This window comes from Betaproteobacteria bacterium (assembly GCA_016713305.1).
GTDB lineage: Bacteria > Pseudomonadota > Gammaproteobacteria > Burkholderiales.
The window spans coordinates 269,570-282,838 of record JADJPK010000009.1 but is presented as its reverse complement, the minus strand read 5'-3'; the positions used below and the strand labels follow the sequence as shown (position 1 = coordinate 282,838).

Annotated in this window: 11 protein-coding genes and 1 pseudogene; 7 read left to right on the top strand and 5 right to left on the bottom strand. The window is 67.7% G+C overall.

All coding sequences use genetic code 11. The features are described from left to right. Nucleotides 1-3 precede the first annotated feature (3 nt). Nucleotides 4-3,750, top strand: a complete 3,747-nt coding sequence (locus IPK20_13525) for a response regulator (GenBank protein MBK8017625.1) — start codon at nt 4-6, stop codon at nt 3,748-3,750. A 13-nt stretch (nt 3,751-3,763) separates the two neighbouring features. On the opposite strand, the gene IPK20_13520 is transcribed toward IPK20_13525, so the two are convergent. The 5 genes from IPK20_13520 to IPK20_13500 form a co-directional block, all read right to left on the bottom strand. Beyond that, entirely contained in the window at nt 3,764-4,423 is a 660-nt protein-coding gene (locus tag IPK20_13520; protein ID MBK8017624.1) for a GNAT family N-acetyltransferase, read from the bottom strand. A 52-nt stretch (nt 4,424-4,475) separates the two neighbouring features. Beyond that, nucleotides 4,476-5,300, bottom strand: coding sequence for a hypothetical protein (locus tag IPK20_13515; GenBank protein ID MBK8017623.1), 825 nt, complete (start codon nt 5,298-5,300; stop codon nt 4,476-4,478). Between the two features lie 133 nt (nt 5,301-5,433). Beyond that, nucleotides 5,434-6,045, bottom strand: a complete 612-nt coding sequence (locus tag IPK20_13510) for a hypothetical protein (protein ID MBK8017622.1) — start codon at nt 6,043-6,045, stop codon at nt 5,434-5,436. 467 nt (nt 6,046-6,512) lie between these two features. Then, nucleotides 6,513-7,490, bottom strand: a complete 978-nt coding sequence (locus IPK20_13505) for a CapA family protein (protein MBK8017621.1) — start codon at nt 7,488-7,490, stop codon at nt 6,513-6,515. Continuing rightward, a complete protein-coding gene (locus IPK20_13500; protein ID MBK8017620.1) occupies nt 7,490-7,921 on the bottom strand; it encodes a hypothetical protein in 432 nt (143 codons plus the stop codon). The genes IPK20_13505 and IPK20_13500 overlap by 1 nt, the downstream gene beginning before the upstream one ends. 197 nt (nt 7,922-8,118) lie before the next feature. On the opposite strand from IPK20_13500, the gene IPK20_13495 reads away from it, so the two are divergent. The 6 genes and pseudogenes from IPK20_13495 (at nt 8,119) to IPK20_13470 (ending at nt 13,269) form a co-directional block, all read left to right on the top strand. After that, nucleotides 8,119-9,642: a xylulokinase gene (locus IPK20_13495; GenBank protein ID MBK8017619.1), complete on the top strand. Its 1,524-nt coding sequence runs from the start codon at nt 8,119-8,121 to the stop codon at nt 9,640-9,642. A 198-nt stretch (nt 9,643-9,840) separates the two neighbouring features. After that, nucleotides 9,841-10,488 (top strand): nitrile hydratase subunit alpha, encoded by a 648-nt coding sequence (gene nthA / locus IPK20_13490; GenBank protein ID MBK8017618.1) that lies wholly within the window; start codon nt 9,841-9,843, stop codon nt 10,486-10,488. Continuing rightward, nucleotides 10,485-11,141: a nitrile hydratase subunit beta gene (nthB, locus tag IPK20_13485; GenBank protein ID MBK8017617.1), complete on the top strand. Its 657-nt coding sequence runs from the start codon at nt 10,485-10,487 to the stop codon at nt 11,139-11,141. The genes nthA and nthB overlap by 4 nt, the downstream gene beginning before the upstream one ends. Nucleotides 11,142-11,145: 4 nt before the next feature. Continuing rightward, nucleotides 11,146-11,526: a nitrile hydratase accessory protein gene (locus IPK20_13480; GenBank protein MBK8017616.1), complete on the top strand. Its 381-nt coding sequence runs from the start codon at nt 11,146-11,148 to the stop codon at nt 11,524-11,526. A 90-nt stretch (nt 11,527-11,616) separates the two neighbouring features. Next, nucleotides 11,617-12,227, top strand: a pseudogene (locus IPK20_13475) (flavin reductase family protein). A gap of 271 nt (nt 12,228-12,498) precedes the next feature. Beyond that, a complete protein-coding gene (locus IPK20_13470) occupies nt 12,499-13,269 on the top strand; it encodes a response regulator transcription factor (GenBank protein ID MBK8017615.1) in 771 nt (256 codons plus the stop codon).

Below are 13,269 nucleotides of genomic sequence, written 5' to 3'. Positions count from 1 at the left end.
CGCGTGCTTTCCCGCCACAGGCAGGCGCTCGTGAGCGGGTCCGGCAATGGCGCCAGCGCGGGCCGGTCCTTCCTGGACGGTGGAGGCGAACTGGGCGCGCTGATGCGCAGTCACGACTGGCACGCCACGCCGCTGGGCGCACCCGAGGACTGGCCGCGCAGCCTGAAGACCGCCGTGCGCATCATGCTCACCTCGCGCCAGCCCTTCTGGCTCGGGTGGGGACCCGATCTGACCTACCTCTACAACGACGCGTACCGTTCCATCATCGGGGGCAAGCACCCGGAGGCGCTGGGCAAGCCTTTCCACGAGGTGTGGCGGGAGATCTGGGACGTGGTGGGGCCGATGGCCGAGCACGTGCTGCGCAACGACGAGGGCACGTACGTGGAGTCGCAGCTTCTCGTCATGGAGCGGCACGGCTACCCGGAGGAGACGTACTACACGTTTTCCTACAGCCCGGTTCCGGACGACGACGGTGTGCCGCGAGGGCTGATCTGCGCGAACAGCGACGACACCCACCGCGTGATCGGTGCACGGCAACTTGCCTTGCTGAGTACGCTGGGGGCCCGCCAGGGAGCTGCCAGAAACTGGGCGGACGCATGCGCCAAGGCGGTGGAGGCGCTGAACACCAATCCGCACGACGTGGCGTTCGCGCTCATCTTCCTGCACGACCAAGGACGGTTCGAACCGGTGGCGCACACACCCGGTGCGGAGTCGCTGGCCGATGCGTCTCTCTGGCCGTGCGAGCGCGTGGCCGAGACGGGGAGGATGCGTCTTGCCGATCCGCCGGTACCCGCCAGCCTGCTGCCCTGCGGGGCCTGGAGCCGCCCGCCCACGCGCATGGCGCTGTTGCCTCTGCAGGGGTCGGCGGGGCGGGGCATGGCGGGTCTGCTGGTCATCGGTCTCAATCCGTTCCGCAAGTTCGACGAAGGCTACGCGTCGTTCGTGGAACTGCTGGCGAGGCAGGTGGCAGCGGGCATCGCCAATGCGCGGGCCTACGAGGAAGAACGCCGGCGCGCCGAAGCGCTGGCGGAACTCGATCGCGCCAAGACCACGTTCTTCAGCAATGTGAGCCACGAGTTCCGCACGCCACTCACGCTCATGCTGGGGCCGCTGCAAGACGTGCTGTCGAAGCCCGAAGGCAGTGTGCCGCCGGAAGCGCGGGGACTGCTCACCGTCGTCGAGCGCAACGGGCGGCGGCTCATGAAGCTGGTGAACACGCTGCTCGACTTCGCGCGCATCGAGGCCGGGCGCGCCCAGGCCACGTTCGAACCCACCGACATCGGGCGGATCACAGCCGAACTGGCCAGCAACTTCCGTTCGGCCTGCGAAAGCGGTGGCATCCGGCTCGTCGTGGACACGCCCACGCAGCAGGAACCCGCCTTCGTCGACCGCGACATGTGGGAGAAGATCGTCCTCAACCTGCTTTCCAACGCGTTCAAGTTCACGTTCAGGGGCCAGATCGCGATCCGCTTGAGGGACGAGGACGATCGCTTCGTGCTGCGGGTGGCGGACACCGGTGTGGGCATTCCCCGGCACGAACTGCCCCGGATGTTCGAGCGCTTCCACCGCGTGGAAGGCACGCATGGACGCAGTCACGAAGGCAGCGGCATCGGGCTGGCCCTGGTGCAGGAACTCGTGCGGCTGCACGGCGGCAGCATCGGGGTCGAGAGCGAACTCGAGCGGGGGACGACCTTCACCGTGTCGCTGCCCAAGGGCCGGGCGCATCTGCCTGCCGAGCACGTGAAGGAGCCGCTGCGCGAACCCGCCGCTTCGCCGCGCGCCGGAGACTTCGTGAGCGAGGTCATGAGCTGGCTGGCGGACCGCGCACCCGCTCCGAGCGGCGCCCACCGATCCGTTCCCGCCCCGCGGGTGATCCTTGCCGACGACAATGCCGATCTGCGCGAATACGCCGGCCGTCTGCTCGCGGAGCATTACGACGTCGAAGTCGTCACGGACGGACACGCCGCACTGGCGGCGGCGCGTGCACGTTTGCCGCACGTGATCGTGTCCGACGTGATGATGCCGCGCCTGGACGGCTTCGGCCTCATCCGCGAGTTGCGTGCCGACCCCGCCTTGCGCGCCATCCCCGTCATCCTGCTGTCGGCCCGGGCGGGCAACGAGGCGCGCATCGAAGGACTCTCGGAGGGCGCGGACGACTATCTGGTCAAGCCGTTCAATGCGCGCGAACTCCTGGTCCGGGTGGGCGCCCTGGTGAACTCGGCGCAGGCGCACCGCAAGGCCGCGGAGGCGCTGTCGCAGTTCGAGGCGCTGTTCGAGCATGCGCCGCTGGGCGTCTATCTGGTCGACGACGACATGCGCATCGCCGCCGTCAATCCGGTCGCGAGACCGGTGTTCGGCGACATCCCGGACCTGATCGGCCGTGACTTCGAGCAGGTGATCAGGATCCTGTGGCCCGAGGCCTACGCCCGCGAGATCATCCGGCAGTTCCGCCACACGTTGCAGACGGGCGAGCCGCACCATACCGCCGAGCACGACGAAGTGCGGGTGGACCGCCAGGTCCGCGAGATCTACGAGTGGCAGATCCACCGCATTCCCATCGCGGGTGAACGCCAGGGCGTGGTCTGCTACTTCCGCGATATCTCGCCGTGGGTGGCGGCCCGGGAGGCCTTGCGGGATGCGGACCGGCGCAAGGACGAATTTCTCGCCACGCTCTCGCACGAACTGCGCAACCCGATGGCCCCGTTGCGCAATGCGTTGCATGTGCTGAGCCTGGGTCCGGCCAGCGGGAATGCCGCCGGCGCCGCCCTCGGAATCATGGACCGCCAGTTGCGGCACCTGGTGCGGCTCGTGGACGATCTGCTGGAGGTGTCGCGCATCAATCGGGGCACGCTCGAACTGCGCATCGAACGCGTGGAACTGGCGGAGATCGTCCGGCACGCTCTGGAGACCAGCAAGCCGCTCATCGACGCGGCCAGGCACCGTTTGCAGGTGATCTTGCCGGAGGAGCGCGTCTGGCTCGATGGAGACCCGGTGCGGCTGTCCCAGATTCTTTCCAATCTTCTGAACAACGCAGCCAACTACACGCCGCCGGATGGCGAGATCACGTTGCGTGCCGGGACCGAAGATCACATGGCGAGCATCGCCGTGCGCGACAACGGCATGGGTCTTCCTGCCGCGGAAGCGGAACGCATCTTCGAAATGTTCAATCGTGGTCCCCAGCTGCCGGAAGGCGGCAAGGCCGGCCTGGGCATCGGCCTCCCGCTTGCCCGCAGATTGGCACAGATGCACGGCGGAACCGTGGTCGCATCGAGTGCGGGGCCCGGCCAGGGCAGCGAGTTCGTCGTCCGACTGCCGATCGCCGCCGTGCAGGCGGCAGGGGCCGTGGCGCAATTGGATGGGGACATCGTGGGTGCTCGCGAGAAACGGATACTGATCGTGGACGACAACGCGGATGCGGCGGAGAGCCTTGCCCTGCTGCTGGAGATGTTCGGCGCCCGAACGCGTGTCGCCCGCGACGGGCTGGAAGGACTGCAGGCGTTCGAGGAGTTCGTCCCGGATGTCGTGCTGCTGGACATCGGCATGCCCCGGATGGATGGCTACGAGGTTGCCAGGACCATCCGGGCCAAGTTCTCCGACCGCGGCGCGATGCTCGTCGCGCTCACCGGCTGGGGACAGAGCGAGGATCGCCGCAAGGCGCAGGAGGCGGGGTTCGACCGCCACCTGCTGAAGCCGGTGGATCTGTCCGACCTCAAGGCGCTGCTGGAATCGATGGAAGAGCGGGAAGGCTGAAGCGAGGCCGCGGTCACGGAAGCGAAGAGCTTGCGTTGGGTCGTGCCGGTCCCCGGGAACTGCCCCGTGCGGGGCTAGAGCTGCCAGGAATCCAGATGACGAGCGCCGTGTGCCGCCCCGCCCGATGGTGAAATCCGGGCCCGCGTTGACCCGGTGGGTCCGCCCGTGGGTTGCGGGCTGACCGAAACGCCGTAGCCCCGTTGCATCCAGCGCCATCCGCCAGCACCACCGACGTCTCGATCTGCCTGTCCGGAATCGACCAGTAACGCCGCAGCAGATCATCTTTCCGGGGTGCGGGCACGAGAGTGAAGCCGTTGCGGCGGTAGAAGTCGATGGCCCAGGTGGCGGCGGCCCAGGTGCCTATGAGCACCGGCTGGCCCGTGGAGGCCATGCATTCGTTGAGAAGCGCGGTGCCGACGCCGCGCCCCTGCGCGTGCGGAGCGACGTATGCGTGTCTGACGAGCGCAACGTCGGCGCGTTCCTGCAGGCCCATCAGTCCGAGTGTTTCGTCACCATCGCACGCGACGAGGAACTCCACGCCCGAGGCGATCTCGTCGTCCAGTTCCTCGCCGGGCATGTAGGGGTCGCGCCAGCGGTCCTCGGGAATCACTCCGCAATAGCGCCGGGCGGCTTCGTTGACGATGCGCAGCACGGTCCCGCGGTCCTGGGGCATCCAGGGTCTGAGTGTGAGCATGACGACCTCCCGCAGATTTTTGGGGGTGCATTCAACGTCCGGGCGAAACGGCACCGGACGCGGGCGGTTCATTCTGATGCACGGCGGCCTGCAGTTCCAGCAGGCTGTGCTGGCTGATGCGGATGAAGCCGCGGCGCGGCCGGTCGAGATCGAGGATCACGAAGACGAGCACGGTGATCAACGCGACGAGCACGTAGGTCACGAAGGAGGCCCGATGGCTGGAGAGCCCTGCCGAATATCCGACGATGGCGCTTGCCATCAGGAAGGTGACGAACAGCAGGAGCAGCACGAACTCCGGCACGTGCCGGTCCAGCGAGGCGTCGCGGCGCCCGAACTCGTCGATGGCATTGTTCAGCGACTGAATGAAGAGCCCGGTGGTCACCGGGTTGGGGGCTTCGTCCGCAGCGGCAACGGCCAGATCCCACAGACGATTCTGAAGCTTGCCGGCCTCGGCCAGCGCGGTCCTGCGTGTCTCGTGGTGGTCCAGCGAGATGCCGCTGGAGCGCACGCGCAGATCGATGTACTCGCGCATCGTCCGGCGGACGTCTTCCCGGACGCTCGGCGGGAGCAAGCGCGATCGCAGATACGCCGTCCCGAGCGCATTGGCTTCTTCCACGACCGCAATGCTGCGGGAGTCGTAGCGCTGGAGCGCGAGCGAGAACGAGAATCCCAGCAACAGCGCGAGCACGCCGACGAGCGAGGCGGCAATCCCGTTGACGTGCGACTTGAAGGCCTCGCTCGCTTGCACCGCGCGTCGCCTGCCAAGACGGGCCCCGCCGTCCACCGCGATCACCATCGACAACAGCAGCAGCGCGGCGATGAACACGCCGTCGACGTCGTACATGTATTCCTTCATGTTCTGGTGATGGGCCGTGCGGCCGGGTGCCGCGACGCGCCGGAAGAAGACGCCGGATTCTGTGGGGAGGCCGGCGTTTTGTCACGCGGCGTCCGGAGGATCGCAAGATCCATGCGCCGCGCGACCGGTCGGGCTACGCCAGGCTGAACACCACGTTGCAGGAGATCACGATGCGCGGCCGCGTGCCGCGATAGGCGTTGACGTAGTGGAGCAGCCAGCCGGGGAACACGAAGAGCCGGCCGTTCTGCGGCTTGCCGTAGAAGGTCTTGCCGACCAGATCCAGCCCCGGAATCGGCCGGCCGCCGTGACGTGGATCGACGAATCCGATGAGCCCGGAGTCGGGGAACTCGCTCTCGTTCGCGTCGCCGGCATCGGGGTAGTAGGCCGTGGCCCAGTGCACTTCGGAGTGATCGTGGGGCAGCGTGTAGTCGCCGTTTCGCATCACCATTGCCCAGGCATGTGCCCGGTAGTTGAGGTTGGGCAGCGTGCGGCCCGCTTCCTTGGCGAGAGCCTCGGAGGTCTCCTTAACTCTCAGGAGAATTTCCCGGAGGATCCGCTGGAAGCAGGGCTCCGTGCGCGTGTGCAGATTGGTGGGCGAATGCCAGCTGCCGACGTTGCTGCGGTGGTCCGAAGGGGTGGACAGCGATTCGGCGGTGAGGCGTTCGGTGAGTTCACGGTTGAGCTCGGCCGTGTCCGGGATCTCGTACATGGACACGGGCGTGGGAAACAAGGCGAGATGCGGCATGGATGCGTTGTGTTCCGTTTGGCGGCGGCGATGTCGCGGCAGGCGATCGGCAGCGGGCCAGCCACGCCGGCACGAGCTGGACGAAAGATGCCGGCGCCTTGACTACGGTCGCGCGCACGACACTCCGAAGTCTGGCCGGCAGGGCGTTGTCGCCGCACTGCGCAATGGTGGTTTCGACCTGCGATGCGTCATTTGGATGATGGCCGTAATGTTGCACCGCGGCGTGACGAAGTTCAATCGCTGCTCCCGTCCAAAAAAGAATGCGGCGCGCCGCGGAGCGGCGGCCGACAGGTCGAGCGCCCGCCCGCGCTTTGCGAGCGGCGCCCGAGGGGGAGGAGACGAGCTGATTCGAGTATGCCTCCGAAGGCCTTACGAATAGCTTACGAATCAGCGGTTGAAGGGCCGGCGGCGAATAATTCGCCGGGAATGGCTACTGGAATCCTGCCGGAAATCCGGTGGTGCCCGCATCAGTCGTCGATGCAGAGTCCGGGACGATCCGTTCCGGCGGCCCAGCACCGGGGCCGGGCGGTGGAGGGATGGGGAACGCCCTCGCGATCGATGTGCGCTTCCCGCGCCTTCCACCGCGTGACGCCCTGACGGCCGACCGCCAGTTCGAGGACCCATCCGGTGTTCGCGTCGGCGTCGCTGAATCCGTCGAACACGAAATTGCCCAGGCTGTAGACGATGGGTCGTCCGCGATAGGTCTCCGTATCCTGCACCACGTGCGGATGTCCGCCGATCACCGCGTCGGCGCCGGCATCGATCATGAGCCGCGCCAGGCGGCGCTGGCGGCTGGCGGCCAGCGACTCGTATTCCCACCCCCAGTGCATGAACGGGATCACGATGTCTGCGCGGTGGTGCTCGCGGGCTCGACGGATGTCCCGCACCACCTGTTCGTCCTCGCTCCACGCCACTCCCGGGCGGTCGGCGTCGGCCTCGAAACTGCGTGGGAAGAACTCGTCGTATCCCAGAAGCGCGATGCGCAGGCCGTGCCGTTCGACGATCAGGGGCTCGTGCGCTTCGGCCAGCGTGCGGCCTCCGCCGAAATATCCGACTCCGTGCCGCTCGAGTCTCTCGAGAGTCTCGGCGAAAGCCTGCGGCCCGAAATCGCCGGAGTGGTTGTTCGCGACCGACACCGCGTCGAAGTGCCGCGCCAGGGTCCGCAGCACACGCGGGTGCGCCCGGAACGTGTAGGGTTTGTCCGGTGCCGGACGCCCGGAGCGCGCCACGGAACACTCGAGATTGCCGACCCGGATGTCGGCCTGCGACAGCAGGCGCGCGAAGTGCGCGAAGGGATCGCGGCGGCGGGCGATCACCTTTCCCGGCGTGTCGGCCAGCATGATGTCGCCCACGAACATGAGGGTGACCTCGGGTCCGGGCGTCGATTGCGCCTGCGCGAGAGCGGCAACCAGCAGCAACCAGAAAGCGGCCAGGGCACGCGTCATCATGGCGCGGCGTCCGTCAGCGCGCAGCGGTAGGTCATCTCGCGGCCCAGCACCGGCGAGTAGACGCGCTGGAGTCCGGTGAGGGTCGCGGAACCGTCGACGGATACCGCGAACGGCGGGTGATGGCTCGCCTGGTGCACGAGGACGGGTGTCCCGTCGGACACGAAATAGGTGTACAGATGGATGTAGTCGACGTGCCGCTCGTCGCCGATCATCACGGCCTTGAAGCGGAACCGTCCGCGAATGTCCACGGGGGCGACCGTGTAGGGGTCGGCGACCGGGGCGGTCCGGATCTGCTGCGTTTCTCCGCCTTGTTCGATGGTGCAGTCCAGGCGAGGATCGGCCTGGGCAGGGCCGGAAAACGCCAGAACGACGCACGTGCACGCGCACGCGAAGGGAGCGATGGAATGAACGATGGGCGAAGCGGGCATGGGGGGACGGGGAGTGCGTGGCGGGCGGAACTCGGGCGCCGCGATGATCGCATGGCACGACACGCCAGGTGCAGAGGCGACTCAGCGCGAGCTCGGCCGCCCGGGCCGGCCGTCCTGCTTCCCCCGCACGATGGGCTGCCGAAAGGCCCCGCGCCGTGCGAACGTTCGGCCGCTGTCTGCCCGGGGTTGAAGCCGTCATGAACGCATCGGACCGTTGTGTCCTGGGTGTGGATCTGGGTACCGGAAGTCTCAAGTGTGTGCTGCTGGACGAGGGTGGCGTGCTGCGGGCATCGGCCGAGCGTTCGTATCCGACTCACAGCCCGGCCTCCGGCTGGGCCGAGCAGGACCCGCGCGATTGGCTGCAGGCACTGCGCGGCGCCCTGGGCGAACTGCGGCAGACGGCGCCGGGACTCATGGCGCGCATCCAGGCCGTGGGGCTTTGCTCGGCCGCGCACATTCCGGTGCTGCTGGATGATGACGGCCGCGTGCTCCGGCCGGCGATCCTGTGGAGCGATCAGCGCAGCGGGGAGCAGGTGGAGCGCCTGCGCGAGACGCTGGGTGGCACGCTGCAGGAGCTCACGCTCAACGAGCCGGGGTGCACATGGACGCTGCCGCAGCTGCGGTGGATCGGGCAGCACGAACCGGACGTGCTGCCGCGGACCCGCACGTTTCTGTCGTCCAAGGACTATCTTTCGTTCTGCCTCACCGGGGTGCCGCGCATGGATCATGGCGCTGCTGCCGCGACGCTCATGTGGGATGCCGCGCGCAGGTCGTGGGCGCCCGAACTCGTAAGGCTGAGCGGTCTTCCGGACAGCGCGTTGCCCGAGCTTGCGGCACCCCTGGAGGTCGTGGGCCGGGTGAGCAGGCGGGCGGCGACAGGGTTCGGCCTGACCGAGGGCATTCCCGTGATCGCGGGCACGCTGGATTCGGCGGCAGAACTGATCGGCTGCGGACTGCTGTCGCACGGCGATGGAGGCATGGTCAGGGTCGGAACGGCCGGCGGCATCATGGCCGTGATGCAGAGGCCCCGGTGGAGCCCCGGTGTCATCACCTACCCGCATCCGGTCGGCGGAGCGTTCTATCAGCAGGCAGGCACCAACGCCTGCGCGGCGTCGCTCAGATGGCTGCGGGACCTCGGGCGTTCGCTGCGCGGAAGCGAGGAGCGGGCGTTGGACTACGAGGAGATGGACCGTCTGGCCCACGCATGCGAGCCGGGTGCCGAAGGTCTGCTCTTTCATCCGTATCTGCAGGGCGAGCGTGCGCCGTACTGGAATCCGTCGCTGCGGGGCGCTTTCACCGGGCTCGACCTGCGCCACGGCTGGCCGCACATGGTGCGCGCCGTGATGGAAGGCGTGGCGTTCTCCCTGCGGGACTGCCTGGACATGTTCCGGGGCAGCGGCGCGGAACTGCGCTCGGCGGTCATGTCCGGCGGCGTGACCCGCAGCGCGGTCTGGTCGCAGATCATCACGGATGTTCTGGAACTGGAAACCTGCACGGTCAGGAATGGGGACTCCGCCCTGGGAGCCGCCATGCTGGCCGGAGTGGCCGCGGGCATGTTCTCCAGCGTGGAGAGTGCGGTGCAGGTCAGTGTGGTCAGGGAGCGCCGGCTGGTGCCCGACCGGTCGTTGCACACTCGCCATGGCGAGTCTTTCCGGCGCTATCAGGAAGTGGGGCAGTTCCTGAACCGGCTTCACGACCCGCGGCAGACGCCCCCGGATTGAAGGCCGGGAGGCGAATCCGTTGCCCGAAGTCGCGCGGCTGGTTACCCTCTCCATGAACCGAAGGGCGGCGGTTCGCGGTGGCGGGCTCCGGCGTGGCCGGGTCCTCCCCGCCTCCGGACGACGGCCGCGACAGAGGGTGGCAGCGCGGCAGTGCATCACGACGCGGCCGTTCCGCAGACAGATTCGACGAGAGAGGCCATGAGCGACCACGAGCACCATCACGACCACGACCACGATCACGATCACGAAGGGTCCGACCTGTCCGAGATGCAGGTCCGCGTGCGGGCCCTGGAAACAGTGCTGACGGAGAAGGGCTACATCGATCCGGCGGTGCTGGACGAGATCGTCGAGCACTTCGAGACGAAGGTGGGGCCGCACGTCGGCGCGAAGATCGTCGCCCGGGCGTGGTCGAATCCGGCGTTCAAGGCGGCCTTGCTCGCGGATGCCACGGCGGCCATCAACGCCAGCGGGGATCTGCCCCGCACCGGCGACCATCTCATCGCCGTGGAGAACACGCCGGACGAGCACCACATGGTCGTGTGCACGCTGTGTTCCTGCTACCCGTGGGATGTGCTGGGCCTGCCGCCGGTCTGGTACAAGTCGGCGCCCTACAGGTCCAAGGTGGTGATGAATCCGCGCAGCGTGCTGGCGGATTTTCAGGTGACGCTGCCGGAGTCCATGCGCATCCGGGTGTGGGACTCCACCGCGGAGACGCGCTTTCTCGTCCTGCCGCGGCGCCCCGAGGGAACGGAGGGCTGGAGCGAGGAGCAATTGGCCGCACTGGTCACACGCGACAGCATGATCGGCACGGGGCTGGCGCTGCCGCCCAGGGAGGTCAAGGCATGAACGGTGTGCACGACATGGGCGGCATGCAGGGCTTCGGGCCCGTGGTGCCGGAGACGAACGAGCCTTATTTCCACGAGGCGTGGGAAGGCAGGGTGCTGGCGCTGGTGCGGACGATCCTGTACACGCGGGCCTGGAACCTCGACATGTTCCGCGATTCGCAGGAGCGTCTCCCGGCATCGGTGTATCTCATGGTGTCGTACTACCACCGCTGGTTCCTCGGCATTGTCCAGAGCGCGCTCGAGAAGGGTTACGTGACCCAGGCCGAGCTGGACGCGGGTCATTCGCTCGGTCCTGCCAAGCCGGTCCAGCGCACGATGACGCTGGCGGAGGCGCCGCTGGCCCACATCAGGGGCCCCTTCGGCCGCGATGCCACTCGCGAAGCCCGCTTCCGGCCCGGCGACAGGGTGCGGACGATCAACGCGCATCCGGTGGGACACACGCGTCTGCCTCGCTATGCGCGGGACAAGGTGGGCGTGATCGAACGGGTACAGGGGTTTCACGTGTATCCGGATGCGGTGGTGGCGGGCAAGGGAGAAGATCCGCAGTGGCTCTACACCGTAGTGATGCAGGGCACCGATCTCTGGGGGCCGGACTCCGACCCGAGCGTGATCGTCAGCATCGAAGCGTTCGAACCCTATCTGGAGGCGGTCTGACATGATGCGCGAGGCACCCATGAGCGCGCGTGTGCGCGAATCGCTGGACGCCATCCCCGAAGCGCAGCGGAACCCGGTCTTCGAGGAGCCTTGGCAGGCGCAGGCCTTCGCGATCACCCTGGCGCTGCACCGCAAGGGCCTGTTCACCTGGAACGAGTGGGCGGAGACGCTGGGTCGCGAGATCAAGGCGGCTCAGGCCCAGGGCGACCCCGACGCGGGCAACACGTACTACCAGCACTGGCTTCGCGCCATCGAGTCGCTGGTCCGGGACAAGGGCGTGGCGACGGACGAAACGCTGCATCGCTACCAGGATGCCTGGCACCACGCCGCCGAGCGCACGCCGCACGGCACACCGATCGTGCTGGCGCCGGAGGATTTCGCCTGAGCACCGGTTCCGTGCGGTGCCCGATCGCGTGATCGTCGGGCAAGCCGCCCTACCGGCAAACGGCCGACCGCGGCCCCACAGAGAAGGACGATGTCCGACTATTTCTACGAAGTCGCCAAGGGCCACGGGCTGCCGCACGATCCGTTCAAGGCGATCGTCGCGCCACGCCCGATCGGCTGGATCTCCAGTCTGGGACCAGGAGGCGAACGCAATCTCGCGCCCTACAGTTTCTTCAACGGCGTGTGCGACGCGCCACCCATGGTGTACTTCAGCACCACCGGCTGGCGCAAGGACAGCGTGAGCAACATCGAGGCCGCGGCGAGTTCGTCGTCAACGTGGTCGGTGGCAAGCATGCGCAGGCGATGAACGCGACGGCCGCCAATGTTCCACGCGACGTCGACGAGTTCGCGCTTGCCGGCCTGGAGGCCGCGCCGTGCGTGCTGGTCAAGGCGCCGCGCGTGGCGGGCGCCGTGGCCGCGATGGAATGCAGGCTGGTCCAGGTCGTGAGGCTCCGGAACATGGACGGCGCGGAGCTGGAGGCGTGGATGACCATCGGGCAGGTGGTGGGCGTGCACCTGGATCCCGCGTTCCTGAAGGACGGTATCTTCGATACGGCCGGAGCGCGGTTGCTCGCGCGGTGCGGGTATCGCGGCGATTACACCGAGGTGAGCCGCCTGTTCGAGATGATCCGGCCGAAGTAGGGATCCCAAAACCCCCCCTTGTTTTTTAAGCCCGCCCCCAACCCCAAAAAAAAATTCCCCCCCTTTTTCAAAAGGCCCCAAACCTCTCCCCCATGATTTCCCCCCCCCCCCCCCCATCGCCCCCCCACCCCCCCCACAAAAACAAAGGGCCCGGGCCCCCCCCCCCCCCCCCAACCTCTTCCTCCCCCCCCCCCCAACCCCCCCCCCCAAGAAAAAATCCAAAAATTCCCCCCCGGGCCCCAAAAAGCCCGGGCCCAAAAATCCCCGGGGGGTGAAACTTTTTTCCCTGGCCCCCGGGGCAGCCGTGAAGTTCCTGGTTGTGGACGACGTCGAACTGATCCGCCTGGGCATGGAGGCGGTGGTGGGCCTGATGTATCCGGATGCCGAGATCCGCGTGGCCGGCACGCTCGAGGACGCGTTCCGGGTCGCCGGATCGCTCGACTCCATCGACATGGTGCTGCTCGATCTGGAACTGCCCGGCTGGGCGGGGTTGTCCGCGCTGGAGAAGTTCCGGGCGGAGCGGGAGTCCTGGCCCGTGGTGGTCGTGTCGGGGCACGACGATCGTGCGACGGTGGTCAAGGCCATCGATCTCGGCGCCAGCGGATTCATCTCGAAGAAGTCGTCCGGCAAGCAGATGCGCAACGACATCCAGTACGCGCTGGAAGGCGGATTCCCCGTGCCGCCGGACGTGCTGCGCGATTGGAGCCGGAGCGGCGAGCGGGCGTTCGCAGACGGTGCCAGGCCCGCAGTGGCGGAGAGCACCTACGGCGAGCGGGTCACCGAAGTGACGCAACGCTGGGCCACGCTGACCGATCGCGAGCGGGACGTGATGTCCTGTCTCGTGGCCGCGTTGCCCAACAAGAGCATCGCGAACCGGCTCAAGCTGGACGAACAGACCGTGAAGGGCTACGTGAGCTCCAGCCTCGAGAAGCTCGGTGCATGCAACCGGACGGAGGCGGCAGTGCTCATCGCGCTGTCGGGCGTGAGGTGGATGCCGTCGACCGATGGAGGCGGCGCCCCGCCCGTGCCCCGCAAGACATGA

Coding starts and splice junctions, on each gene's coding strand:
- nthA (MBK8017618.1), top strand. CDS start 9,841: ATGAGCGACCACGAGCACCATCACGACCACGACCACGATCACGATCAC.
- IPK20_13480 (MBK8017616.1), top strand. CDS start 11,146: ATGCGCGAGGCACCCATGAGCGCGCGTGTGCGCGAATCGCTGGACGCC.
- IPK20_13520 (MBK8017624.1), bottom strand. CDS start 4,423: ATGCCCCAGGACCGCGGGACCGTGCTGCGCATCGTCAACGAAGCCGCC.
- IPK20_13495 (MBK8017619.1), top strand. CDS start 8,119: ATGAACGCATCGGACCGTTGTGTCCTGGGTGTGGATCTGGGTACCGGA.
- IPK20_13505 (MBK8017621.1), bottom strand. CDS start 7,490: ATGACGCGTGCCCTGGCCGCTTTCTGGTTGCTGCTGGTTGCCGCTCTC.
- IPK20_13515 (MBK8017623.1), bottom strand. CDS start 5,300: ATGAAGGAATACATGTACGACGTCGACGGCGTGTTCATCGCCGCGCTG.
- IPK20_13500 (MBK8017620.1), bottom strand. CDS start 7,921: ATGCCCGCTTCGCCCATCGTTCATTCCATCGCTCCCTTCGCGTGCGCG.
- IPK20_13510 (MBK8017622.1), bottom strand. CDS start 6,045: ATGCCGCATCTCGCCTTGTTTCCCACGCCCGTGTCCATGTACGAGATC.
- nthB (MBK8017617.1), top strand. CDS start 10,485: ATGAACGGTGTGCACGACATGGGCGGCATGCAGGGCTTCGGGCCCGTG.